This is a genomic window from Acidimicrobiia bacterium (assembly GCA_040880805.1).
Classification (GTDB): Bacteria; Actinomycetota; Acidimicrobiia; order IMCC26256; family DASPTH01; genus DASPTH01.
Window position 1 is genome coordinate 1 of sequence record JBBDHW010000040.1, and the last position, 22874, is coordinate 22874.

24 protein-coding genes are annotated in these 22874 nt (G+C 68.7%); 14 read left to right on the forward strand and 10 right to left on the reverse strand.

Annotated elements, in window-relative coordinates:
• Positions 1-82 precede the first annotated feature (82 nt).
• The gene (locus tag WD271_10490; GenBank protein ID MEX1008256.1) at positions 83-217 is read right to left on the reverse strand and encodes a hypothetical protein; all 135 of its coding nucleotides are present in this window, start codon (positions 215-217) and stop codon (positions 83-85) included.
• A 279-nt stretch (positions 218-496) separates the two neighbouring features.
• Here WD271_10490 and WD271_10495 point away from each other — a divergent pair, with 279 nt between their 5' ends.
• Together WD271_10495 and WD271_10500 are read left to right on the forward strand one after the other, a co-directional pair.
• On the forward strand, positions 497-760 hold the full coding sequence (locus WD271_10495) for a type II toxin-antitoxin system prevent-host-death family antitoxin (GenBank protein MEX1008257.1): 264 nt from the start codon (positions 497-499) through the stop codon (positions 758-760).
• Position 761: 1 nt separating this feature from the next.
• Positions 762-1193 carry a type II toxin-antitoxin system VapC family toxin gene (locus tag WD271_10500; GenBank protein MEX1008258.1) on the forward strand — a complete coding sequence of 144 codons (432 nt, stop codon included), beginning with the start codon at positions 762-764 and terminating at the stop codon, positions 1191-1193.
• On the opposite strand, the gene WD271_10505 is transcribed toward WD271_10500, so the two are convergent.
• Positions 1190-2392 (reverse strand): acyl-CoA dehydrogenase family protein, encoded by a 1203-nt coding sequence (locus tag WD271_10505; protein ID MEX1008259.1) that lies wholly within the window; start codon positions 2390-2392, stop codon positions 1190-1192. The genes WD271_10500 and WD271_10505 overlap by 4 nt on opposite strands.
• A 78-nt stretch (positions 2393-2470) precedes the next feature.
• On the opposite strand from WD271_10505, the gene WD271_10510 reads away from it, so the two are divergent.
• The 5 genes from WD271_10510 to WD271_10530 all read left to right on the forward strand — a co-directional run bounded on the left by WD271_10510 (position 2471) and on the right by WD271_10530 (position 9682).
• Complete coding sequence (locus tag WD271_10510; protein ID MEX1008260.1) at positions 2471-3334, forward strand: phytanoyl-CoA dioxygenase family protein; 864 nt, start codon at positions 2471-2473, stop codon at positions 3332-3334.
• A 20-nt stretch (positions 3335-3354) separates the two neighbouring features.
• The gene (locus WD271_10515) at positions 3355-3792 is read left to right on the forward strand and encodes a Zn-ribbon domain-containing OB-fold protein (protein MEX1008261.1); all 438 of its coding nucleotides are present in this window, start codon (positions 3355-3357) and stop codon (positions 3790-3792) included.
• On the forward strand, positions 3789-4955 hold the full coding sequence (locus tag WD271_10520) for a thiolase family protein (protein MEX1008262.1): 1167 nt from the start codon (positions 3789-3791) through the stop codon (positions 4953-4955). The genes WD271_10515 and WD271_10520 overlap by 4 nt, the downstream gene beginning before the upstream one ends.
• 87 nt (positions 4956-5042) lie before the next feature.
• Entirely contained in the window at positions 5043-6236 is a 1194-nt protein-coding gene (locus WD271_10525) for an ABC transporter substrate-binding protein (protein MEX1008263.1), read from the forward strand.
• Between the two features lie 32 nt (positions 6237-6268).
• Positions 6269-9682: an ATP-binding cassette domain-containing protein gene (locus tag WD271_10530; GenBank protein MEX1008264.1), complete on the forward strand. Its 3414-nt coding sequence runs from the start codon at positions 6269-6271 to the stop codon at positions 9680-9682.
• 1 nt (position 9683) lies between these two features.
• Here WD271_10530 and WD271_10535 read toward each other — a convergent pair whose 3' ends face one another.
• Both WD271_10535 and WD271_10540 read right to left on the reverse strand, forming a co-directional pair.
• Positions 9684-10058 (reverse strand): hypothetical protein, encoded by a 375-nt coding sequence (locus WD271_10535; GenBank protein ID MEX1008265.1) that lies wholly within the window; start codon positions 10056-10058, stop codon positions 9684-9686.
• Positions 10055-10858: an enoyl-CoA hydratase-related protein gene (locus tag WD271_10540; GenBank protein ID MEX1008266.1), complete on the reverse strand. Its 804-nt coding sequence runs from the start codon at positions 10856-10858 to the stop codon at positions 10055-10057. The genes WD271_10535 and WD271_10540 overlap by 4 nt, the downstream gene beginning before the upstream one ends.
• 98 nt (positions 10859-10956) lie before the next feature.
• On the opposite strand from WD271_10540, the gene WD271_10545 reads away from it, so the two are divergent.
• The 3 genes from WD271_10545 to WD271_10555 all read left to right on the forward strand — a co-directional run bounded on the left by WD271_10545 (position 10957) and on the right by WD271_10555 (position 13217).
• Positions 10957-12372: an amidase gene (locus tag WD271_10545; GenBank protein ID MEX1008267.1), complete on the forward strand. Its 1416-nt coding sequence runs from the start codon at positions 10957-10959 to the stop codon at positions 12370-12372.
• 72 nt (positions 12373-12444) lie between these two features.
• Positions 12445-12762, forward strand: coding sequence for a hypothetical protein (locus WD271_10550; GenBank protein ID MEX1008268.1), 318 nt, complete (start codon positions 12445-12447; stop codon positions 12760-12762).
• 101 nt (positions 12763-12863) lie between these two features.
• Positions 12864-13217: a hypothetical protein gene (locus WD271_10555; protein MEX1008269.1), complete on the forward strand. Its 354-nt coding sequence runs from the start codon at positions 12864-12866 to the stop codon at positions 13215-13217.
• 15 nt (positions 13218-13232) lie between these two features.
• Here the strand turns inward: WD271_10555 and WD271_10560 are convergent, their stop codons facing one another.
• Positions 13233-13997 (reverse strand): TIGR03084 family metal-binding protein, encoded by a 765-nt coding sequence (locus WD271_10560; GenBank protein ID MEX1008270.1) that lies wholly within the window; start codon positions 13995-13997, stop codon positions 13233-13235.
• A gap of 85 nt (positions 13998-14082) precedes the next feature.
• Here WD271_10560 and WD271_10565 point away from each other — a divergent pair, with 85 nt between their 5' ends.
• A complete protein-coding gene (locus WD271_10565; GenBank protein ID MEX1008271.1) occupies positions 14083-15675 on the forward strand; it encodes an AMP-binding protein in 1593 nt (530 codons plus the stop codon).
• Positions 15676-15701: 26 nt separating this feature from the next.
• Positions 15702-16541 (forward strand): enoyl-CoA hydratase-related protein, encoded by an 840-nt coding sequence (locus WD271_10570; protein MEX1008272.1) that lies wholly within the window; start codon positions 15702-15704, stop codon positions 16539-16541.
• Positions 16542-16582: 41 nt separating this feature from the next.
• Here WD271_10570 and WD271_10575 read toward each other — a convergent pair whose 3' ends face one another.
• Both WD271_10575 and WD271_10580 read right to left on the reverse strand, forming a co-directional pair.
• Positions 16583-17338 carry an SRPBCC domain-containing protein gene (locus WD271_10575; protein ID MEX1008273.1) on the reverse strand — a complete coding sequence of 252 codons (756 nt, stop codon included), beginning with the start codon at positions 17336-17338 and terminating at the stop codon, positions 16583-16585.
• 67 nt (positions 17339-17405) lie between these two features.
• Positions 17406-18038, reverse strand: a complete 633-nt coding sequence (locus tag WD271_10580) for a TetR/AcrR family transcriptional regulator (GenBank protein MEX1008274.1) — start codon at positions 18036-18038, stop codon at positions 17406-17408.
• Positions 18039-18119: 81 nt separating this feature from the next.
• Here WD271_10580 and WD271_10585 point away from each other — a divergent pair, with 81 nt between their 5' ends.
• On the forward strand, positions 18120-19523 hold the full coding sequence (locus tag WD271_10585; GenBank protein MEX1008275.1) for an OB-fold domain-containing protein: 1404 nt from the start codon (positions 18120-18122) through the stop codon (positions 19521-19523).
• A 64-nt stretch (positions 19524-19587) separates the two neighbouring features.
• Positions 19588-20775, forward strand: coding sequence for an acetyl-CoA acetyltransferase (locus WD271_10590; GenBank protein ID MEX1008276.1), 1188 nt, complete (start codon positions 19588-19590; stop codon positions 20773-20775).
• Positions 20776-20886: 111 nt separating this feature from the next.
• Here WD271_10590 and WD271_10595 read toward each other — a convergent pair whose 3' ends face one another.
• The 3 genes from WD271_10595 to WD271_10605 form a co-directional block, all read right to left on the reverse strand.
• Positions 20887-21747: a PAC2 family protein gene (locus WD271_10595; protein ID MEX1008277.1), complete on the reverse strand. Its 861-nt coding sequence runs from the start codon at positions 21745-21747 to the stop codon at positions 20887-20889.
• Between the two features lie 3 nt (positions 21748-21750).
• Positions 21751-22599 (reverse strand): VOC family protein, encoded by an 849-nt coding sequence (locus tag WD271_10600; GenBank protein MEX1008278.1) that lies wholly within the window; start codon positions 22597-22599, stop codon positions 21751-21753.
• Positions 22599-22874, reverse strand: a 276-nt coding sequence (locus WD271_10605) for a MaoC/PaaZ C-terminal domain-containing protein (GenBank protein MEX1008279.1), incomplete at its 5' end; no start/stop codon positions are given. The genes WD271_10600 and WD271_10605, both read right to left, overlap by 1 nt.

Consider the following 22874-nt stretch of genomic DNA (forward strand, 5'->3'; position numbering starts at 1 on the left):
AGCCATGACCAACCATCCCACAACCGCGCGCTCAAATCAAGGACACTACACTAGCGGTCTGTCCCTCGAACGGCCACCCACTTCAGCGCGTCGCTCCGGACTCTTCGATCAAGTTGCACACGGCAGCGAGCGCGTCACGCTGCCTGATCGCATCACCGACCTCCCGCGCACGGCGGATCACACGTTCATCGCGGCCGGCTTCGAGCGCGGCGGTCAAGTCGGCGGTCGTCATCCGCCGGCGAGGAATCGACGCGGCCGCTACACCGGCGCGGACGAGTCTGGCGCCCGACGCATGCTGGTCGTAGGCGTGCGGAACGACGACCTGGGGGGTGCCGGCGCGAGCAGCGGCACCTCGTACTCGAGCTCTACGCCGTCAAACGAACCTCGCTCCATTCTGCACCCCCCATTGTCCCCGTTTGTGCCCTCGGCAAGCCGAGTCTGCCAGGCGTGCGCGGATTTGTACACTTTCCGTACTTCCGCTGTGTACACTTGACCGATGGACGTTGCAATGAGCACGTTGCGCGCGCACCTCGGTGACTGGCTCGATCGCGTTCGCGCCGGCGAAGAGATCGTGATCACGGATCGCGGTGTGCCCGTCGCGCGCCTCCTCGGAATGGATACCACGACCCTGATCGAGCAACTCACCCGAGAGGGGTTGATCACCAAGCCGGCACGGGCACAGCGGCCCCGGGCAACCGGTCGCCGTCGCGTGCGGGCGCGGGGTTCGGTGTCGGATCTGGTGAGCGCGCAGCGGCGCTGACGTGGCGATTATCTACTTCGACGCAAGCGCCTTCGTGAAGCTTGTCGTCGAGGAGGACGGCAGTGACCTCGCCGCTCGACTCTGGGATGGCTGCGACGCGGCCCTGAGCAGTCGTCTCGCGTATCCCGAGGTGCGCGCCGCCCTGGCCGCGGCCGGCCGCAACCAACAGTTGAGCGCACGTGATCTCGCGTCGGCCGAGGAAGGCTGGGAGGAGTTCTGGGCCGCGACCCGTCCCGTGGAGCTGACCGAAGCGGTCGGGCGGCACGCGGGTTCGTTGGCAGGCGCCCATGGCTTGCGTGGTGCCGACGCCGTGCATCTGGCCAGCGCGCTCGCGATCGGCGACCCGGAGCTGGTGGTCGCCGCGTGGGATGAGCGCCTACGCGACGGCGCGCACGCTTCGGAGTTGCGCGTGGCTCCGGCACCGAACGGTTAGCCGGGCGCGGGTTCTTTCGGCAGGCCGAGGACGCGTTCGCCGATGATGTTGCGCTGGATCTCGTCAGATCCGCCGGCGATGCGCAACGACGGCGCCACGAGGAAGCTGAGCGTCCAGTCGCGCAGTTCCGGCGCGCCGCTGATCGCGTCGGCACCGCCGAGTTGCAGGGCCACGTCGGCGCCGTGCTTCATCAGCCGTGCGATTGCGAGCTTGGCGACGGATGCCTCGGGGCCCGGGAACGATCCGCGCGAGAACGCAGTGACGATGCGGAAGCCGATGTAGCGGAGGATCGTCTCCTCGATGGCGACAGCCGCGATCTCCTGCCGCACGCGCGCATCGGAACTGCCCGGTCGGCCCGCAGCCTCGGCCCGGCGCGCCAGTTCGGCGAGACCGCTCGCGATCGTCCCCTCACCGACGAGCTGCGAGATCGCGGCGCGCTCGTTGAGCAGCGTGGTCTGCGCGACCCCCCAACCCGCGTTGACGTCGCCGATGCGATCGGAGTCGGGTACGCGCACGTCGGTGAAGAACACTTCGTTGAAGTGCGCGCCCCCCGTGAGCTGTCGTAGCGGCCGCACTTCGATGCCCGGCGTGCTCATGTCGAGCCCGAAGTAGGTGATCCCCTTGTGCTTGGGAACGTCGGGATCGGTGCGCACGAGCAGCATCCCGCGCTGGGAGTGGTGGGCGCCCGACGACCACACCTTCTGCCCGTTCACGATCCAGTCGTCGCCGTCGCGCACCGCGGACGTGCGCAACGACGCGAGGTCGGACCCCGCACCCGGTTCGCTGAAGAGCTGGCACCAGATCTCTTCGCCGCGCATCAACGGCCGCAGCCATCGTGTCTTCTGTTCGGCGGTTCCGTGCGCGATCACGGTCGGGCCGGCGAGCATGATGCCGATGCGGAACTGGTGGTCGGGAACGTCGAACTTCGACCGCTCCTGGTGGAACACGATCTCCTGCGCGAGACCGACGCCTTGACCGCCGTACTCCGCCGGCCAGGCCACCGCGGCCCAGCCGTCGTCCGCCGCGCGCGCCTGCCACTCCTGGGCGTGCGCGATGCCCTCGGTCTGGTCGAACGCGGGATCGAGGATCGCGGTGATGTCGGTCCCGGCCGTGGGGGAGCGGGGCGGCGCGTTCGCGGTGAGCCACTGGCGGGCCTCCGCCCGGAACGCGGCTTCCTCGGGAGTGTCGGCGAAGTCCATCCTCGTCGTACAATAAACGGCGGTTCACGCCCGCCCAGCGAGAGAGGCCCAGCGAGAGGCCCAGCGAGAGAGGTACGGGTGCAGACGGCGTCCCACGACCGCGTCATGGCGGAGATTCACCGGCTCGGCCTCACCGAAGCCGTTGTCCAACTCGAAGCCGACGGGCTTGCGATCGTGCCGCCCGAACTCGTCGGCCTCGAGCCCCGCTCCGTCGACCGCGTGCTCGAGCGCGTCCTCGACGTGATGGAGCGGCGCAACGGCGTGCGACCCGACATCGAGTCGGGGGAGACCCACCGCAACGTCTTCTTCCCCACCCTCTACTACTTCCTGTTCGAGGATCCCGTGTTCCAGGAGTGGCTGCTGCACCCGGCGGTCCTCGCGCTCGTCACCTACCTCTTGGGCGAGAGCTGCATCCTCTCCACCACCGCCGTGTTCATGAAGGGCCCTGCCGACGAGAGTGATCGCGAGCTGCAACTCGGCCTGCACAGCGACCAGCAGATGGTGCCCCAACCGTTCCCGCCGTACGCGTTGATCTGCGGCGCGACCCTGTTGCTCACCGACTACTCGAAGGACGCGGGCGCGTTCGCGTACGTGCCGGGCAGTCACAAGCTGGCACGCCACCCCGCCGGCCGGGAAGGAACGAGTGCTGCAGTGCCGATCGACGCGCCCAAGGGTTCGCTCGTGATCCACCACGGCGCGCTGTGGCACGGGTCGTTCCCGCGCACGAAACCGGGTCTGCGCATCGGAATGGCGTACGCGTTCACGCGCGCGTTCATGACGCCCCTCGAGGAGTACCGCGGGCACGTCACCAAGGAGATGTTGGAGAGCCATCCCCCGCGCTTCGCCACCCTGATGGGTCAGGCCGTCCCTACCGGTTCCACCGAGTCTGGCCCCAACCTCGACACGGTGTACTACGCGGTCGCGCGTTCGCCCTGGGACTGAGCGAGAGGACGGAACCGTCGATGACGCAGGTGCCGATCGCCGAAGGCGTGTTCACCTGGCCCAGTGATGCGCCGCGCCTACTCGGCGCGCGCTGCGGCGAGTGTGGCACGCACACGTTCCCCACGCAGCCCGGATGCCCGCGATGCGGTTCCGAGGCGATGGCAACCGTCGAGCTCGCAGATCGCGGCACGTTGTTCACGTTCACAACGCAGGGGTTCCTCCCGAAGGAGCCCTACACCGGCCCCGAGACCGAAGAGAACTTCGCCGGCTTCGTGGTCGGGTACGTCGAGCTTCCCGGTGAGGTCATCGTCGAGACGCGCATCACCGAGTCCGATCCGGCACAACTGCGCATCGGCATGCCGGTGCAACTCGTGGTCGTCCCGTTCCGGCGTGAGCCCGACGGCACCGAGGTCATGACCTACGCGTTCGCGCCGGTGACCGAGAGCGGTGTGCGATGAACGTTGCCATCGTCGGTGTCGGCCTCCACCCCTTCGGCCGGTTCGAGGGCGTCACCGGACTCGACCTCGGCGCGTACGCCGTGCGCCAGGCGGTACGCGACGCCGGCGTCGAGTGGCCCGCCGTGCAGTTCGCGTTCGGCGGCAGCCTGGCGGGCTTGCTGCCGGGCTCCGACGAGTCGGTCCAGGCCGACCAACTCGTGAACCTGCTCGGGCTCACGGGTATCCCGTTCACCAACGTGCACAACGGCTGCGCGACGGCCGGCAGCACGATCGCGATGGGGGCTGCCCTCATCGAGTCGGGTCAGTGCGACCTTGGTGTGTGCGTCGGGTTCGACCGCCATGCGCGCGGGCATTTCAACGCAACTCCCGAACAGTCGGGTCTGCCGCACTGGTACGGCGACCTCGGTTTCATGATCACCACACAGTTCTTCGCGATGAAGATCAACCGCTACATGCACGATTACGGGATCACGCACGACACGCTGGCGAAGGTCGCGGCGAAGAACTACCGAAATGGTGGCTTGAACCCCAACGCGTGGCGACGCAAGCCATTCAGCGAGGAGGAGATCCTCGAGTCGCGGATGCTCAACTACCCACTCACGCAGTACATGTTCTGCTCACCCGACGAAGGCGCAGCCGCGGTGGTGTTGTGCCGCGCCGATCTCGCACACCGCTACACCGATCATCCCGTGTACCTGCGCGCGGTCGCGATGCGCACGCGCAAGTTCGGCTCGTTCGAAGTGTTCGCGCCGTGGCTCGCGGTCGAGCGCGGCCACAGTCCCACCGTCGACGCTGCGGCCGCGTGCTTCGAGCAGGCGGGCATCGCGCCGTCCGACGTCGACGTCGCGCAGCTCCAAGACAGCGAGTCGGGCGCGGAGATCATGCACATGTCGGAGACCGGGCTGTGCGCCGACGGCGAGCAGGAAGCGATGATCCAGGCGGGCGACACCGAGATCCGCGGTCGGCTCCCCGTCAACACCGACGGCGGGCTCATCGCCAACGGCGAGCCGATCGGCGCTTCGGGGATGCGCCAGGTGCACGAGATCGTGCTGCAGCTGCGTGGCGAGGCCGGCGAGCGTCAAGTACCCGGCTCACCGTCGGTCGGCTTCACCCAGGTCTACGGCGCCCCCGGCGTCAGTTGCTGCACCCTCCTCACCACCTGAGCGCACGCGGCGGGTGCCTTGACCATCGTGTGAACACAAATTAACGTCCAAGCGGCACAGTGTCGCCAGGGCCAGGGGGTCAATTTCATGCGCACGCGGCGTACGCACAAGGTCGTCCGGGCACTCGCGCTCACGGTGGTGGTCGGCATGGCCGCCGTCGCCAGCGGGGGTTCGACCGCGTCGGCGAAGACGTCCGGTCCGCCGGTCAAGCTCATGCTGATCACCGAGCTCTCGGGCGGCGTCACCACGCCCGAGCTCCCCAACGGCGCGAAGGCCGCGGTGAAGGCGCTCAACAAGAAAAAGGGCATCAACGGCAGCCCCGCCTCGCTCACGGTCTGCGACACCAAGAACGACCCGAACGCCGCTACCGACTGCGGGCAGAAGGCGGTGGACGGCAAGTACCTGGCGATCGTGGGCTCGCAGTCGGTGCAGGCCGGCAAGTTCTTCCCACTGCTCCAGGCCGCCAGCATCCCGGTGGTCGGCAACAACGTCGCGGACGTGGCCGACTTCACCAACGCTGCCTCGTTCCCCCTCAGCGGCGGCATCCTGTCGACCATCGGCGGGCTTTCGGCCGCGCTCGCCGACGCGGGATCCAAGAAGATCTCCACCGGCTACATCGACGTCGCCCAGGGCGCGGTGATCCCGCTCCTCGCGAACATGGCACTGAAGCGTTACAACCTCGAAGTGGTGAACAAGGTGGCGATCCCGCCCGGCGCCCCCGACCTCGCGAGCTACGTCGAGGCCGCCACCGCGAATGGCACCGACGGCATCATCCTCGCGATCACAGGCCAGGACGCGATCAACTTCATCCAGTCGTACGTCGCCTCGGGCAAGACCGGCGTGAAGTTCGCGCTCATCACTACTGACGCGGCGGCGGTGCTCAAGGTGATCAAGGGTCAGAAGCTCGACTTCTACGGGTCGGCCAGCTTCGACCGCCGCAACAAGCAGTACCTCGCCGACATGAAAGCCGCGGGCTACAAGAATCCCGTCGGGCAGGAGGTCGTGAGCTACGGGGCGGTCATGGCCGTGGCGCAGGCGGCAAAGGGACTCGCCACGCTCGACGGGCCCTCTCTCTACGCCAAGATGCCGACCATCACCAACATGGATCTCGGCAGCATCCTCCCGGTGGTCGACTTCACGAAGGCGGGGTCGGTCATCTCGCTCGCGCCGCGTGTTTCCAACGTGTGTGTGAAGACCAGCAAGCTGGGCAAGACCGACTTCGTCCTCCAGAGCAAGAACTGGATGGACGCGTACACCGGCGTGACGTGCACGGCGGGGTGACCCGCGGGTAGCCACCAAGGGAACCGCATCGCGTGACGGAGATTCTGCGGTTCGCCGTCCTCGGCCTCGGGGCCGGCGCGTGCTACGGCCTGGCCGCGCAGGGAATCGTGCTGGTCTATCGCGGTTCGGGCGTCCTGAACTTTGCGAACGGCGCGATCGGCATGGTGTGCGCCTTCTACTTCTACAACGCGCGCGAATCGGGTATGGCAACGTGGCTTGCGTTTGCGCTCGCGCTGCTGCTCGGCGCTGCGATCGGCGTTGCCATCCACCTGGTGATCATGCGCCCGCTGCGGCGGGCGCCAGCCCTCTCGAGGCTCATCGCGACGCTCGGCCTGTTCACGGCGTTCTACGCGTTCGCGCTCAATCGGTACGGCTTCAACATCCGGATCATCACCAAGCTGATCGAGCCGACCGCGGTCGAGGTGTTCCCCGACATCAGCATCGGGCGTGACCGGATCGAGCTGCTGATCGTCGGGGTGGCACTCACGATCGTCCTCACCGTCGTGTACCACCACACACGCTTCGGCTTCTCGACCACTGCCGTTGCCGAGAGCCGGCGAGCGACCGCCGCGCAGGGGATCTCTCCCGACCGGATCGCCGCGATCAACTGGGCGGTGGGCACGATGCTCGGCGTTCTCGCCGCCATCCTGATTGTCAACCTGAGCGGGCTGCAGGTCGTGACGCTCACGCTGTTGATCGTGCCGGCGTTGGCCGCCGCGCTCGTCGGCAGCTTCAAGTCGTTCTGGCTCACCCTGCTCGGGGGCCTGCTGATCGGCGTCCTGCAGTCGGAGATCGCGTACCTGCAGGTGCGGCTCGGGCCGGACACCGACCTGTCGGGCTGGGGCGCGTCGGTGCCGTTCCTGATCATCATCATCGTGCTCGTTGTGCGCGGGCGGGCGTTGCCGCTGCGCGGCGAAGCGACCGAGCGGCCGCCCGAGGTCGGCACCGGGCGCGTGCGGTGGGAGATCGTGGTTCCGAGCGTTGTCGGTGTCGTCGCGCTCATCGTCTTCGTCTTCACGCGCGACATGCTCGGCGCGATCACCACCACGTCGGCCGTCGCGGTCATCGCGCTGTCGCTCGTGGTGGTGACGGGCTACGCGGGCCAGTTGTCGCTCGCGCAGTACGGGCTTGCCGGAATGGGAGCCTGGATCGCGGCGAAGCTCGTTGCCGAAGCGGGGTTTCCGTTCGAGCTCGCGCTCATCGCCGGCGTGCTCGGCGCGATACCAGTCGGCGTGCTCGTGGGCTTGCCCGCGCTCCGGACGCGGGGCGTGAACCTCGCGGTGGCGACGCTCGGGCTCGCGTTGGTCATCGAGTCGCAGATCCTCAACCACCCGATCCGCAGTGGTGGCTTCTTCGGCATCTCGATCGGAACGCCGACGATCTTCGGGATCGACCTCGACCCGGTCATGTACCCGGAGAGGTACGCCGCGTTCGCGTTCCTCGCCTTCGGTGTGCTCGCGTTGCTTGTCGCGAACCTGCGGCGGAGCCGCGCGGGCCGTCGCCTCATCGCGGTGCGGACGAACGAGCGCGCCGCGGCGGCGCTCGGCATCAGCGTGTTCGGCGCCAAGCTGTATGCATTCGGACTCGCCGCTGGCATCGCCGCCGTCGGAGGTGTCCTCATCGCGTTCCAGCGGCCGACCGTCGTCTTCTATCCCACATTCTCGATCTTCCAGTCGATCTTCGTGGTGGTGTACGCGGTGATCGGTGGGATCGGTTACGTCGCCGGCGCGCTGATCGGTGGAGCGATGGCCCCCGGGAACTTCGTCACTACCGTGTCGGGCGAACTCCTGAACGACGACCAGGCGGTGCAGATCGGTCTCGGTATCCTCCTCATTGTCGTGCTCGTCGCGCTGCCGAACGGACTGGCCAGCTTGCGACTGCCGAGCCGGTTGCTCGCGAGCGTCCCGCGACGGCGGGCTCGCGCGCCGTCGCTCGCGAGCGGCACGGAAGTGGTGCGCGTCGCGCCGATGGCGCTCGATGTTCACGAGGTCTCGGTGCGGTTCGGCGGAGTGCAAGCAGTCATCGACGTGTCGGTAGCGCTGCGTCCCGGCGAGGTCGTCGGGCTCATCGGACCGAACGGCGCGGGAAAGACCACGCTGATCGACGCGATCACCGGGTTCGCGAACGCGCGCGGACGCGTCGAGCTCGACGGTCGCGACGTGAGCCGGTGGTCGGCGCGCCGCCGCGCGCGAGCCGGCCTCGGCCGCTCGTTTCAGAGCCTCGAGCTGTTCGAGAGCATGACGGTCTACGAGAACCTGCGGGCCGCGTCGGACCGACGCGATCCGCTGGCCTACCTGATCGGCCTCGTGCACCCGGGCGACGACGCGCTCTCACCGACGGCGCTCGCCGCGATCCGCGAGTTCGGGCTCGAGGACGACCTCGACCGCCGACCCGACGAGCTGCCGTACGGCCGTCGGCGGCTCGTGGCGATCGCGCGCGCGGTCGCGGCGGGTCCGTCGGTTCTCCTGCTCGACGAGCCGGCCGCAGGGCTCGGCGATCGCGAGACCGCGGAGCTCGGCCGGCTGGTCCGGCACCTCGCCGACGAGTGGGGGCTCGCGGTGCTGATGGTCGAACACGACGTCGCGCTCGTGCTCCGGGTCTGCGATCGCGTCACCGTGCTCGACGAGGGAAGGAACCTCGCGAGCGGAGCACCCGCGGAGATCCGTCACGACCCCCGCGTCGTCGCCGCGTATCTTGGCGAACCGGTAACCGAGCCGGCACCGCGCGCGCCACGCTCCGCCGCAAGCACGCGTGCGCCGGCCGAGCCCCTGGTCGAGGCGCGTGGGCTGCGGGCCGGGTACGGCGACCTCGCTGCGGTGCACGAACTCGACCTCACCATCGCGCCCGGTGAGATCGTCGCGCTGCTGGGCCCGAACGGCGCGGGGAAGACGACGACGCTGCTGACCGTCGCGGGCGAGCTTGCTCCGCTCGACGGCGATGTGCGCGTGCTCGGCCAGCCCGCGGGGATGTCACTACATCGTCTCGTGCGTCGAGGGCTCGGCTTCGTCCCAGAGGAGCGTGCAGTGATCGCGTCGCTCAACACTTCTGCGAACCTGAAGCTGAGCCGCGGAAGCGTCAAGGTCGCACTCGAGCTGTTCCCGGAGCTACAGCCGCTGCTCCGACGGCGCGCCGGGCTGCTGTCGGGAGGCGAACAGCAGATCCTCACGCTCGCGCGCGCGCTTGCGTCCGAGCCCCGACTGCTGTTGGTGGACGAGCTCTCGCTCGGTCTCGCACCGCTCGTCGTGCGTCGGCTCCTGCTTGCAGTGCGCGCCGCGGCCGACCAAGGTGTGGGTGTGCTTCTCGTGGAGCAGCACGCTGCCGAAGCGCTCGACATCGCGGACCGCATCCTGGTGCTCCGGCACGGTGAAGTCGTGCTTACCGGTACGAGCGACGAGCTCCGCGATCAACTTGGGGATCTCGAGTCCGCCTATCTCACCGGAACGTAGTTTACCCGGGGAACACCGCGCGCAACAGCGGCGCGGCCGCCGCGCTGTCGACGTACTCCTCGACGCGGGTGATCTGATCTCCGTCGCACGTGACGACCGCGCAGAGCGCCATCTCGATCGTTTCGCCGGATTGCAGCGTGCCGCGCGCGTTCGTCTGCACGACGAAACCCGCGTCGGTGTGGTGTACGCGGACGTCGACCATGTCGAACTCGGCGAGGAGCTCGCGCTCGCGTGCCAGCAGCGCGACGCGCTCGTCGAGTGAGTGCTCGACCGGTCCGATGTTGACCCAGTGACGGCTCTCGGTAGAGCACAGCGATCGATAGGCGGCCGAGTCGGCGGTGCGCGCCGCCTTCACGAAGCGCTCGGCGAGCGTCATTGCCCGGTGAAGCGCGCCGCTCGCCGTTCGACGAACGCCGCGACCGCTTCCTGATGATCCGCAGTGGTGAAGAGGTTCGACAAGTTGTGCCCGACGAAGCGCGCGAGCTCGGGGAGCTCGTCGCAGGTGCGTCCGGCCGCGAGGCGAAGCCCTTGCTTGATCGCGCGCACCGCGAGCGGTGGGTTGGCCGCGATGCTCCGAGCGATCTCGTATGCCGCCGGAAGGAGGTCGTCGGCGGGCACGACCCGGCTCACCAGCCCGATGCGTTCGGCTTCGGTCGCGTCGATCATCTCGCCGCTCAGCAGCAGTTCGGTCGCGCGCGCGCGGCCGACGATCTGCGGCAGGAGCCAGAGCCCGGTCACGTCGCAGACGAGGCCGAGCTTCACGAACAGCTGCGCGAACTTCGCGTACTCGGACGCGATCCGAAGGTCGCACAGGAGGGCCATGTCCATCCCGATACCGACCGCAGCGCCATTGACCGCGGCGAGCGTGGGCGTGTCGCACGCGAGCATCGCGGTGACGAGCGGCGTGACGGGCGGGTTCGGTCCCCCAAGCTCGGCGAGGGTCTCCTCCATGCGCGGGTCGCCCCACGCCTTCGCCACGTCGTCGCCGGAACAGAACCCCTTTCCCGCGCCCGTCAGCACGATGCAGCCGACCGCCGGATCGGCGTCGGCCGTCGCGAAGCAGTGGTTGAGCTCGTGTTCCATCTCGAACGTCGCCGCGTTGCGCGCGTCCGGCCGGTTGAGCGTGATCGTGGCGACGTCGTCGCCAACGTCGTACAGCACCGTTGTCAGATCCATCAGCACTCCTTGCGGGTCAGCGTGGGTCAACGTACCGCGGCCGACGCATTCACTGCTCCGTACACCAGACATATTCGGGTTCATGGGACAATGAATCGATGGACCCCACCGACCTGGCCTTTACCTCCGCGCTCGAGCAGGCGGAGATGCTCGAGCGGGGCGAGGTGACGTCGATCGAGTTGGTCGAGTGCTACCTGGCCCGGATCGACGCGCTGAACCCCCGGCTCAACTCGTACATCACCGTCGCGGCCGACTTCGCACGCGCGGCCGCGGCCGACGCCGACGCCCGCCGAGCCCTGGGCGGTGAGCACTCGCGGTTTCTCGGGGTACCCATCTCGATCAAGGACCTCGCCGACACCGCCGGGATCGTGAGCACCCACGGCACCGCGGAGTGGCGAGACCGCGTGCCGGAGCACGACGACGCGGTGATCGCGAAGCTCCGCGCCGCGGGATTCGTGTTCCTCGGGAAGACCGTCGTGCCGGAGTTCGGGCCGCTCAACATCAGCGAGCCCCCGGGCTACCCGCCCGGGCGCAACCCGTGGAACCCCGAGCTGAACTGTGGTGGTTCGTCTGGCGGTGCCGCGGCGGCGCTCGTCGCGGGGATGTGCCCGATCTCGCACGGTTCCGACGGCGGTGGCTCCATCCGCAACCCGTCGTCGTGGTGCGGTGTGTTCGGCCTGAAGCCGCAACGCGGGCGCATCTCTCGCGCGCCGCATCCGCCGAGCATGTTCTCGCACGACGGCCCGATCACGCGCACGGTGGCCGACGCCGCTGCGTTGCTCGACGTGATGGAGGGCTACGTGACCGGTGACGCGTGGTGGGCACCGCCACCCGCGCGGCCGTTCCTCGACGAAGTCGGCGTCGACCCGGGGAAGCTCCGTGTCGCGTTCCACCCACACCCTGGTGTGGCGCGCGACGAGTGCGCGCCCGCGAACCGCAAAGCCGCGGAAGACACGGCACAGCTCCTCGCCGACCTCGGTTACGAGGTCGAGGAGGCGGTGCCTTCAGGGTACGGCGACGCCGTCGCCACGAGCGCGGCAGTGATCTTCGCCGCTGAGCACGCGGCCCACGCCGATCTCGTTCCGTACCCACCGCTCGACACGCTCGACCCGTGGATGAAGACGCTGGTGGAGATGGGCCGCCTCGTCCCGGCGGTCGAGTACGCGAAGGCGATGCACGGGCTCGACGCGATGTCGCGGCGGACGGTCGCCTTCTTCGACGAGTACGACCTGTTCGTGTCGCCCACGCTCGCGCTGCCGCCGCCGGCCGTCGGCAGCATGTCGGGCGCGGGTATCGAGGACATGATGAAGTTCCTCGCGCTCACGCCGTTCACCGCGCTGTGGAACACCACCGGCCAGCCGGCAGTGTCGCTGCCGCTCGCGGAAGACGAGAACGGGCTCCCGGTGGGCGTGCAAGTTGTCGGTCGTCCCGCGGCCGAGGCCACGCTGATCCAGGTCTGCGCGCAACTCGAAGCCGCGCGTCCGTGGCGCGATCGCCGACCGCCCGTGTCCTGACGGCTACCGGCAGTATCGACGCCGCGCCCTCCGGCGGGCCATCATGGACGCAACCCAGGTTGGGAGGCACCTATGGCAACGACCGCAGAGCGGCTCACACAGATCGATGAGCAGATCGGCGCCGCGGCGGCGGCGGTCGAGACGGACGAGGGCGCGTCCCCGGTGCTCGGTGCAGTGGTCCAGGAGCTCGCGCGCAAGGCGAGGAAGGCGCTCGACGGGCTACCGGACGCCGACGACGCCGGCGTGCGCTTGTCGATCGTGGAGGTGGAGCAGGCGGCCGACAGCGCCAAGGCCGCGGTCGAGGCCGACGACGGACCTTCGGAGCAGACCCGCCAGGCCGTGCTCGACGCGCACCTCGCGATCTGCATCCTCAAGGCCAAGACCGCCTGACGCTGGGTCGCCGACTGCCCCTTGGCACCGGCGACCGATGGTCGTACGCTCCCGAACGAACAAGTGAGTGTGGCGCGTGACAAGCAGGTGGGAGCGACGAGATGACCGACTATGGCGTGGCAGTGACCTGGGGCGAGATGAAGCCGGGCCGCGAGAAGCAGGCGCTCGAAGCGTTTGCCGAAGGCGCAGCCCTCAACGACAAGGCGGTCGCGAACGGCCGAATCGAACGGTGGGACGCGGTGATGTTCGAGCCCATCGGCTCGCCACCCTTGGGCGCGATCCGCATCTTCGGTACGCAGGACCAAGTCGACGAGTTCATCCGCTCCGACGATTTTCGTTCGGCGTTGCAGCAAGCGTCGATGGCGGCCAGCGCGGTGGGGCTGCGACGATTCGTCACCGGCGAAGCCCTGCTCGAAGGACTGGCGCAGGCGAGCGCGGCGATCGACGCCCTGTAACTGTAGAAGAAGCAGCTATTTCGACGGCGGGCCCGCGAATGCCTGCGCGATGTCGATCCACTCGCGGGCGATCGGGCCGATCACCTCGAGCGCGGTGTCGTCGGGATGGCGTCGCTTCGTCACGACGAGACAGAAGTCGAGCGCGTCGCCGCGCACCACGTCGGTCGTCGACGCTCCCCACGCCCAGAGCTCACCGTCGGGGCTCATGATCTCGACGCGCACATCGGCGTCGGGCAGCGCGAGTCCGTTCACCGCGTAGCTGAACGGGCGCGTGCGCACACCGAGGTCGGCGACGTGGCGGAGCCGCGCGGTCGGTGCGCGGACGACGCCAAGCCCTTCCACCACGTCCTGACCGTGCGCCCACGTCTCCATCAGGCGCGCGGTCGCGAACGAAACGGCTGACATCTGTCCGGTGATCCACGGGATACGGTCTTGCGGCTCGCGCGTACGGAGCCGCACCAACACGACGTTGCGCTCGGCTCGCCACCACGCAAGGACCTCGGCGCCGGAACGGGAGCGTCCTTCCCGGAGCATCGAGTTTTCCGTGCGGTCGAGGTTACCGAGCATGCCGGTGAGCCGGTTTGCGAATGCGTCGGCGTCGGACAGCGCGGTCGCCGCGAGCTCTTCGCTCGCGGCGAGGTGCGCGATCGAGTCGCGCACGTCCCAGCCGGCAGCCGGGGTGGCACTCGACCAGCCGTCGTCGTCGATCCCGGCGACGATCACATCGAGGTCGGCCTCCTCGGCCGCGAGGTCGGCGAGCAGGCCTGGGTAGTCGACCACGCGGGAAACGTACACTCCCGTGAACGACGATTCACTCGACGGATCACCAGACAATTCACCAGATGAGCCATTTGGGGGGAGAGGGATGCTGGACCGGGAGTTGGTGCTGCCGCACCTGCTGGCGAAGCTCGCGCGCGACGATCCCGACGCGATCGCCATGCAGGACGTCGACGGGAACGCCGAATCCCGACGAGAGCTGCACGAGACCAACTTGCGGTGGCGGGATGCGTACCGCCGGCTCGGCGTCGAGCCCGGCGAACACGTGGTCACGATGCTCCCGAATTCCTTCGTCGCGTTCCACGCCTGGCTCGGGCTCTGCTGGCTCGGCGTGACCGAGGTCCCCACCAACACGATGTACCGCGGCGACATGCTGCGTTACCTCGTCACCGACTCCGGCGCGAGCACCGTCGTCATCAGCGAGCGGTACGTCGACGCGCTCGCCGGGGTCGCCGGTGAGCTGTCGAACCTGGAGACGGTCGTCGTCCCCGACGCAAGTGGCGAACTGCCTGCGCTTCCGCAGCGAGTGGTGCGCGGCGACGAGTTCTTCGCCGGCGCGCAGCCAGCCGACGACTTCGAGGGGCCCGACTACTGGGACGTCGCCGCCATCATCTACACCTCGGGAACGACGGGACCGTCCAAGGGCGTGCTGATGCCTTGGGGCACGCTTTGGTCGTTCGTGACGACGTCACCGGAGGACTTCGTCGGGCCGGGCGAGGGCTACTACGCGATGTACCCGGCGTTCCACGTGTCGGGGAAGGCGATGCTCTATCAGGCGTCGCATTTCCGTGCCCGCATGGTGGTGCGCGAGCAGTTCTCGATCCAGCACTTCTGGTCGGACGTGCGCGAGTTCGGCATCACCGGCGCGGGCCTGGTCGGGCCGATGGCGCCGTTCCTCATGATGGCGCCCGAGCAGCCCGACGATGCCGACACGCCGCTCCGCCACGTGATGATGGGCCCGCTCGTGCCGCAAGTCGACGAGTTCAAGAAGCGATTCGGCGTGGAGGTCGGCACCGGGTACGGCATGACCGAGATCGGCGCGCCGTTCGCGTCCGAGGGGTACCAGCTCGCGAACAACCGGAGCTGCGGCAAGCTGCGCTCGGGGTGGGCGGGCTACGAGGTGCAGATCGTCGACGAGCACGATCTCGTCCTCCCACCCGACGAGATCGGGGAGCTCGTGGTGCGCGCGCGCGAGCCGTGGGTGATCAATCGCGGGTACCACGGCATGCCCGAGGCGTCGGCCGCGGCGTGGCGGAACGGTTGGTTCCATACCGGCGACGCGTTCACCGTCGACGGCGATGGCAACTACTACTTCGTCGACCGCATCAAGGACGCCATCCGTCGACGGGGTGAGAACATCTCGTCGTTCGAGGTGGAGGCGCTGGTGAACCAGCACCCCGACGTGGTCGAGTCCGCCGCGCTCGCGGTGCCGTCCGAGTACCTCGAGGACGATGTGAAGGTGTGCGTCGTGCTGAGCGACGGCGCGGCGGTCACGCACCAGGAGCTGCTCGAATTCCTGATGCCGCGCATGCCGAAGTTCATGGTCCCTCGCTACATCGAGTTCGTCGCCGAGCTGCCGAAGACCGAGGGCACGATGCGCACCCGGAAGTTCGAGCTCCGCAACGCCGCGCTGAACGACGCGACGTGGGATCGCGAAGCCGCCGGCATCCGCGTCGACTAGTGGAGCAGGAGAGGAAGGAAGCCCGAGTGGCGACGCAGTACGAGACGATCCTGGTCGAGGACGATCGTGGAGTCACGACGATCACCCTCAACCGCCCGGAACAGCGCAACGCGATCAACCTCACGATGGAGCAGGAGCTGTACGCGGCGATGCAGTCGGCCGAGGCCGATGACGCCGTTCGCGCCGTCGTCGTCACCGGCGCGGGCTCGGCGTTCTGCAGCGGGGTCGATCTCGCGGGCGGTTCCGCGTTCGGCGCCGACGCCCACGCCGAGCACGACGCCGCGCTCGGCGTCACCTCCGACACGATCTGGGAGCGCGTCGCGTACTGGCGCATGAAGACTCCCGTCATCGGCGCGATCAACGGCCACGCGATCGGCGTGGGCATGACGCTCCCGATGTTGTTCGACATCCGCTACGTGGCGGAAGACGCCAAGCTGTCGTTCGTCTTCACGCGACGCGGCATCATCCCCGAGGCCAACTCCACGTGGCTCGTCCCGCGCCTCATCGGCCTGTCGCGCGGCCTCGACCTGTTGTTGTCGGGGCGACAGTTCAGCGGGCGCGAGGCGGCGGAGTGGGGGCTGTGCTCTCGAGCCCTCCCTGCCGACCAGGTGCTCCCCGCGGCGCTCGACCTCGCGCATGACATCGCCGACAACACCGCGCCGCTGTCGGTGGCGATCACGAAGCAGTTGGTCTACGACTTCATGGACGCGGCCGACCGGCCGGCCGCGATCACACGCGAGACCAAGCTCACCTGGTGGGTCGGAGAACAGGCCGACGCGATGGAGGGTGTGATGGCCTGGTTCGAGAAGCGCCCACCCAACTGGACGGTGTCGAAGCATCTCGACCTCCCGCCGGATCTGGCCTGACGACACCCTGCTCGCGAAGCGCGGTGAGAGCGGGGGTGTGCTCAGCCCCACATCAGCGATCCCGGCGTGGTGAGCACCTCGCCGGTCTCGAGCCACGTCTTGATGCCGGAGAGGATCATCGGCCAGCCGCCATAGAGCTCCTCGTTCGCGCCCTCGCGAAGCTCGTCATGGGTCACGGTCAGCCGGCAGGAGTCGTCGCCGATCGGCTCGATCTCCCAGGTGATCCTCGAGGTTCCTTCGCTCTTCACGTCGTCACTCCAGAGGAACACCGCGCTCTGGACCAGCCGGCGCGGCGGGTCGACCTCGAGGTTCTCGCCCTCGCCCAGGGAGACCGTGCCGTCCATGGCGCTCAACTCGTAGCGCGAGCCCCGCGTCCAGTCCGAGCTGATCCGGGCGCCGAAGTTGTACTTGCTCCTGATCTCGGGGTCGGTGATCGCTTCCCAGAGGCGCTGCGGGGTCGTCTTGATGTAGATCTCGAAAACCTTCTCCATGGAACTCTCCAGTGTGTGCTTGAGGCCGCTGAGCCCAGCGGCCCAGGGCTCGGCGTACTTGCTCACCCACCGGTCGTGGACGAGCCGGATCGGGACCGGGTTCAGGAAGTGGAGCTTCTCGCGGCCTCGCCGCTTGGTGACCACCAGGCCCGCCTCCTCGAGCTGCTTCAGGTGCTTCATCACGCCGAAGCGCGACATCTCGAAGCGCCCCTCGAGCGCGCCCAACGTCTGCCCGTCCTCCCGGAAGAGCTCGTCGAGCAGGCTCCGCCGCGTCGGATCGGCGAGGGCTCTGAACACCGCGTCCACGGCCTGACAATAGGTGACTGTTTAGTCACATGTCAAGCGTGTGCGTTGACGGACTCGGTCGGGTCCGTCAATCCCCAAACGCGGGCGCGGCGAGGAGGGCCGCGTAGGCCATGCTCGACAGCATGGTCTGCAACGTGGCTTCGTCGAGGCTCGTGGCGCGGTTCGACACCGAACGCATCAACGACCCCGCGGCGTACACCGCCATCCGCGCCTCGCTCGGCGTGAGCTCCGGGCGGACGTCACGCAGGATGTCGGCGAAGTCCTCGATCATGTCGCGCTGCGCGCGCTCGACCCGTCGACGTTGTGGAGCGGGCAGGTAGCGCGCTTCGTTCCAGTAGAGCGCGGTGAGCGCGCGGTCGGCGATACACACCGCCACCGCGCCGTCCACGACCCGTCGCAACGTGTCTTCCGCGGACGTGGCGGCCGCGCGTGCCGCGTCGGCGAGCCCGGCCGCGTGCTCGACCGCCCGATCCAGCACCGCGACGAGCAGGTCTTCCTTGCGATCGAAGTAGCGGTACACCGCGGGGCCGGTGACCCCGATCGCGGCCCCGATCTCGTCGATGCCCGTCTCGGTGAAGCCCCGCTCGCTGAACAGCCGCGTCGCGGCGTCGAGGATCTCCTCGGTGCGGGCCATGCGGGCGGTCGACGGCGTGGGCGCGGTGCCGATGTTCGTCGTGTTGGTGCTCGTGGTGGTGGGCACTGGGCTCCCGGCGTGGCGAAACAGTGAACCACAGTTTACGGTTGGGCACCACGTCCGAGACCAAACGACGCAAGGGACCTCATGGGCATCGTGGCCGGGGGCACGTACCTCCCGCTCCACCGGCTCGATCGCAGCCGGATCGGCGCCGCGCTGGGCACGCCGGGCGGCGCCGGCACGCGAACGGTTGCCGCCGCCGACGAGGACACCACCACGCTCGGCGTCGAGGCGGCACGCAATGCCCTCGCGGGGCTGGCGTCCGACGCGATGCCCGAACGGGTGCTGTTCGCCACTGCCGAGCCCGCGTACCTCGACAAGACCAACGCCACCACGATCCACGCCGCGCTCGGACTGCCGGTGTCGGTTCCCGCGTACGACGTGGGCGGCGCGGTTCGCTCCGCGATGGGCGCGCTCCGGCTCGCCGACGATGCCACCGAGCCGACGCTCGTGGTGCTGGCAGGTCTCCGCACCGGTCTGCCGGGTGGCGCGGACGAGCGCGACGGGGGAGACGGCGCGGTCGCCTTCGTCGTGAGCGTCGACACCGACGCCGCGCAGACGCGCACGCTCGGATGGGGCGCGGCGAGTGTGGAGTTCCTCGAGCGCTGGCGGCTTCCCGGCGAGACGCACTCCCACCAATGGGAGGAGCGCTTCGGAGAGCACGCGTACGTGCCGCTCGCGTGTGACGCGCTCGCGAACGCCCTCAATGCGGCGGGTACGAGCGCGGACGACCTCGATCACGTCGTCGTCACCGGTGTGCACCCGCGCGCCGCGCGCACCGTCGCACGCGCGATCAAAGTCGCGCCCGACAAGATTGCCGACGACCTCGCCGCGTCCGTGGGCAACACCGGTGCCGCGCACGCAGGGCTCTTGCTCGCCGGTGTGCTCGAGCACGCCACGCCCCGGCAGAAGATCGCGGTGCTGTCGATCGCCGACGGCGCCGACGCGGTCGTGTTGGAGACTACGGAACAACTCGGTCGGGTAGTGCCAAGGCACACACTCGTGGACCAGATCGGCGAAGGGAAGCCACTCGACAGCTACGAGACCTTCCTCACGTGGCGTGGCTTTCTCGAGCGCGAACCTCCGCGCCGACCCGATCCCGTCGCCCCCGCCGCGCCGCCGTCGCTTCGGAGCGAAGACTGGAAGTTCGGGTTCACGGGATCGGCCTGCGAGGCGTGCGGCGAGGTGCACCTCCCTCCGGCGCGGGTGTGCGCGAACTGTGGCGCGGTCGACCGCATGACCCCGGTGCGCGCGGCGGACCGGGCCGCGACCATCGTCACGTTCACGGTGGACCGCCTCGCGTACACACCGAGCCCGCCGCTGGTGGCCGCCGTCCTCGACTTCGACGGTGGGGGGCGGTTCCAGTGCGCACTGACCGACGTGGATGCGGGGACAGTGAAGATCGGTGACCGGGTGGAGATGACGTTCCGGCGCGTGGACACCGCGCAAAAGGTGCACAATTACTTCTGGAAGGCGCGACCGCTCCGTTAGGAGCGAGCGGCCGCGAGCCGGGTATCCCGGCGAGCAGCGAGTACCCATCATGAGGAGGCACAAGATGGCGAGCCGCGGGATCCGAGATCAGGTTGCGGTCGTGGGCATGGGGTGCACGAAGTTCGGCGAGCACTGGGACCGCAGCGCCGACGACCTCCTCGTCGATGCGGTCGGCGATGCGTTCGCATCGGCCGGCATCGAGAAGGCCGATGTCGACGCGTACTGGGTCGGCACGATGGGATCGGGGGTCTCCGGGCTCACGCTTTCGCGCCCGTTGCGCGTCGACTACAAGCCGGTGACGCGCGTCGAGAACATGTGCGCGACCGGGTCGGAGTCCTTCCGCAACGCGTGCTATGCGGTCGCGTGCGGCGCGTTCGACGTCGTGATGGCGACCGGAGTGGAGAAGTTGAAGGACGGCGGGTACTCCGGGCTCGCCATGGGCTCGATCCCCTCGGACGGCACCACGTCCGACCTCACCGCACCCGCGCTCTTCAGCCTGCTCAGCCCCGCCTACTGCAAGAAGTACGGCGTCGACCCCGCCGAGTTCAAAGAGGTCATCTCGCGCATCGCGTGGAAGAACCATCGCAACGGCGCGCTGAATCCGAGGGCGCAGTTCCAGAAGGAAGTGCCGATCGAGACGATCGCGGCGTCGCCGTTGATGGCGGGCAACCTCGGTATCTTCGACTGCTCCGGCGTGTCCGACGGCGCTGCGGCCGCGGTGATCGTGCGCGCCGAGGACGCGTCCAAGTACACCGACAAGCCCTTGTTCGTGAAGGCGCTGTCGTTCGTGGCCGGCCCCGCCTCGGGCGTGGTCGATTCCAGCTACGACTACACGACGTTCCCCGAGGTGGTCGCGGCCGCTGAAGACGCGTACCAGCAGGCCGGAATCACCGACCCGCGCGCGCAGCTCGCGATGGCCGAGGTGCACGACTGCTTCACCCCCACCGAGCTCGTGCTCATGGAGGATCTCGGGTTCGCCGAGCGTGGCTTCGCGTGGAAGGAGGAGCTCGCCGGCACCTTCGACCTCGACGGCGAGCTTCCGGTGAATCCCGACGGCGGCCTCAAGGCATTTGGCCACCCCATCGGCGCGTCGGGCTTGCGCATGCTCTTCGAGTGCTGGTTGCAGCTGCGCGAGGAAGCAGGTGTTCGCCAGATCAAAACCGTCGCCGACGGCAAGAAGCTCGCCCTCACGCACAACCTCGGCGGCTGGCCCGGCGAGTGTGTGAGTTACGTGGGCGTCGTCGGCACCTGACGATGCGTCGCTCGCTGCTCGCCGGGATACCCGGCTCGCGGCCGCTCGCTCCCGGCGAGCGACTCGGCTCGCTCCGCTTGCCATCGTCACCGCGTTGGCGTTCGAGTTGAGTCAACGCTCGTCGTCGGGCGGGTCTTGCAGGAAGCGCTCGAACTCTTCGGCGAGATCGTCGGGAGACGGGATCTGGTCTTCGGCCTGCCGGTCGTAGTGCGCCTCGAGCCTCGGGATGTAGGCCCGCGCGTCGGCGTCCTCGGCGACCGCTTCGTCGAGACGGCGTTCCCACTCGGCGACGACGTCTCCGAGCTCGGCGTGTGCGGTGGGCACGCCGGTGACGTGCTCGAGGTTGCGCAGCAGCGCCATCGCGGCCTTCGGGTTGTGCGCGCCGGTCGCGTAGTGGGGAACGCCCACGCGCATCGCGATCGCCGGGAGCCCGGCACGGTCGAGCTCCACGTGCAGCACGCCCGCGAGCCCGGTGATCCCCTCGTATTGCGGACGGCTGAGGCCGAGCTCCGCCGCGAGCGCGGCATTCGTCGACGAACCGAACACCGGCGGCATCCGCGTGTGCGGCACCTGCGCAGGTGCGGCCCCGAGCGTCACGACCATCTCGCAACCGGCCCGATCGGCGACGTCCAGCAGCACCGTGCAGAACTGCCGCCAATGGACATGGGGTTCGATGCCGGAGAGCATGACGAGGTCACGTTCTGTACCCAGTTGATCCGTGACGTGCACGACATTCTCCGGCCACACGATCTGGCGGGTCACACCGTCCTCGAGCACTACCTGCGGTCGGAGCTGCTGGAAGTCGAAGAACTCGTCGGCCTCGATGTGTGCGAGTCGCGCCGCACCGAAGTGCTCGACCAGCCAGTCGATCGCTCCGGTCGATGCCGACGACGCATCGAAGTATCCGGCGAACGCGGCGACGAGGACACACCGCCGCGCTACAGGCTCGTGCTCCCAGACGAGATCGGTCATCGACTACTCCGTGAACTCGAAGAGCAGGCCGTGGTTCTGTTCGGGCGGGATCGCCCGGGCGCCAGGCGCGTCGCCGTCGACGAGCAATATCCCGCGCTCGGTGAAGTACTGCTCCACGTGATCCATGCTGCGCACGGAGAACGTCGTCGCGCGCATGTGCTGCGTGTACCGGGCGAGGTAGCGCTGCACCGGGCCGTCGCCGGTAGGGCTGATGAGCTCCATCACGGTGTCGCCCGCCGGCAGACCGACCGCCTCCGCAACCGCGTTCGGGCGCGGCTCGCGGTACAGGACCAGTGCGCCGAGGAAGTCCTCGTACCACGCGGCCGCGGCGTCGAGGTCGTCGACCGCCGCGCTCCACCGTGCGAGCCCGGTGATCCCGAGGGGATGCTCGTCGCTCCAGTAGTCGGCTGCGAACCCCGTGGTCAACATGGGGGGCATGTCGCCGCGGGGCGCGAAGAAGTCGCCGGCGAAGATCTCCCACGACACGCCGAAGCAGTCGCGCGGGTGGGTGAAGAGCACGCGCTCGTCCTCACGAAGGATGCGCACCCCCTTCGACACCACGGCGGCTCTCGCCTCGGCGAGGTCGGCCACCTGGTACTCCATCCCGAGATAGTGGTCGCCGTAAATGCCGAGCAGCCGGCCCTGACCGCGGTGGGATACGCCGACCGGAGCGAACCATTCGAAGAGCGTGCCACCGATCGTCATCAGCGCCGTTTCGACTTCGTCGATCGCCGGCTGCTCGAGATGGAGCTCCCCACCGAACAAGTCGCGGAAGTGGTCGATCGCTCCCTGGAATCCATCCACGAGCGCATTGACGTGCAGCACCTTGACGAGCTGGATGTGATCGATCATTACGCGGAGATCTCGGCGCGGCCGTGCCTGATCACGGTCGCGCCCGCCGCCGACGCTTCGAACGCGACGTCGAGGAGCTCACCGTGTTCGGTCGTGCCCGCGTCGTACAGCTCCACGACGAGCTCACTGCGCGGGAACACCGGCGAGGCGAACCGGCACGCGAGCCGCCGCACCCGCGCGGGGTCGCCGCCCGCCGCGATCTTCACCACCGCGCCGCTGCACATCGCGAACGTGCAGAGCCCCTGCAAGAACTTCGACGGGGACCCCGCGTGCTG

Excerpts from the sequence above, each read along its gene's own strand:
- WD271_10550 (MEX1008268.1), top strand. The coding sequence starts at position 12,445 with ATGGCAACGACCGCAGAGCGGCTCACACAGATCGATGAGCAGATCGGC.
- WD271_10595 (MEX1008277.1), bottom strand. The coding sequence starts at position 21,747 with ATGACCGATCTCGTCTGGGAGCACGAGCCTGTAGCGCGGCGGTGTGTC.
- WD271_10600 (MEX1008278.1), bottom strand. The coding sequence starts at position 22,599 with ATGATCGATCACATCCAGCTCGTCAAGGTGCTGCACGTCAATGCGCTC.
- WD271_10505 (MEX1008259.1), bottom strand. The coding sequence starts at position 2,392 with ATGGACTTCGCCGACACTCCCGAGGAAGCCGCGTTCCGGGCGGAGGCC.
- WD271_10590 (MEX1008276.1), top strand. The coding sequence starts at position 19,588 with ATGGCGAGCCGCGGGATCCGAGATCAGGTTGCGGTCGTGGGCATGGGG.
- WD271_10535 (MEX1008265.1), bottom strand. The coding sequence starts at position 10,058 with ATGACGCTCGCCGAGCGCTTCGTGAAGGCGGCGCGCACCGCCGACTCG.
- WD271_10555 (MEX1008269.1), top strand. The coding sequence starts at position 12,864 with ATGACCGACTATGGCGTGGCAGTGACCTGGGGCGAGATGAAGCCGGGC.
- WD271_10540 (MEX1008266.1), bottom strand. The coding sequence starts at position 10,858 with ATGGATCTGACAACGGTGCTGTACGACGTTGGCGACGACGTCGCCACG.
- WD271_10525 (MEX1008263.1), top strand. The coding sequence starts at position 5,043 with ATGCGCACGCGGCGTACGCACAAGGTCGTCCGGGCACTCGCGCTCACG.
- WD271_10515 (MEX1008261.1), top strand. The coding sequence starts at position 3,355 with ATGACGCAGGTGCCGATCGCCGAAGGCGTGTTCACCTGGCCCAGTGAT.
- WD271_10495 (MEX1008257.1), top strand. The coding sequence starts at position 497 with ATGGACGTTGCAATGAGCACGTTGCGCGCGCACCTCGGTGACTGGCTC.
- WD271_10520 (MEX1008262.1), top strand. The coding sequence starts at position 3,789 with ATGAACGTTGCCATCGTCGGTGTCGGCCTCCACCCCTTCGGCCGGTTC.
- WD271_10565 (MEX1008271.1), top strand. The coding sequence starts at position 14,083 with ATGCTGGACCGGGAGTTGGTGCTGCCGCACCTGCTGGCGAAGCTCGCG.
- WD271_10585 (MEX1008275.1), top strand. The coding sequence starts at position 18,120 with ATGGGCATCGTGGCCGGGGGCACGTACCTCCCGCTCCACCGGCTCGAT.
- WD271_10545 (MEX1008267.1), top strand. The coding sequence starts at position 10,957 with ATGGACCCCACCGACCTGGCCTTTACCTCCGCGCTCGAGCAGGCGGAG.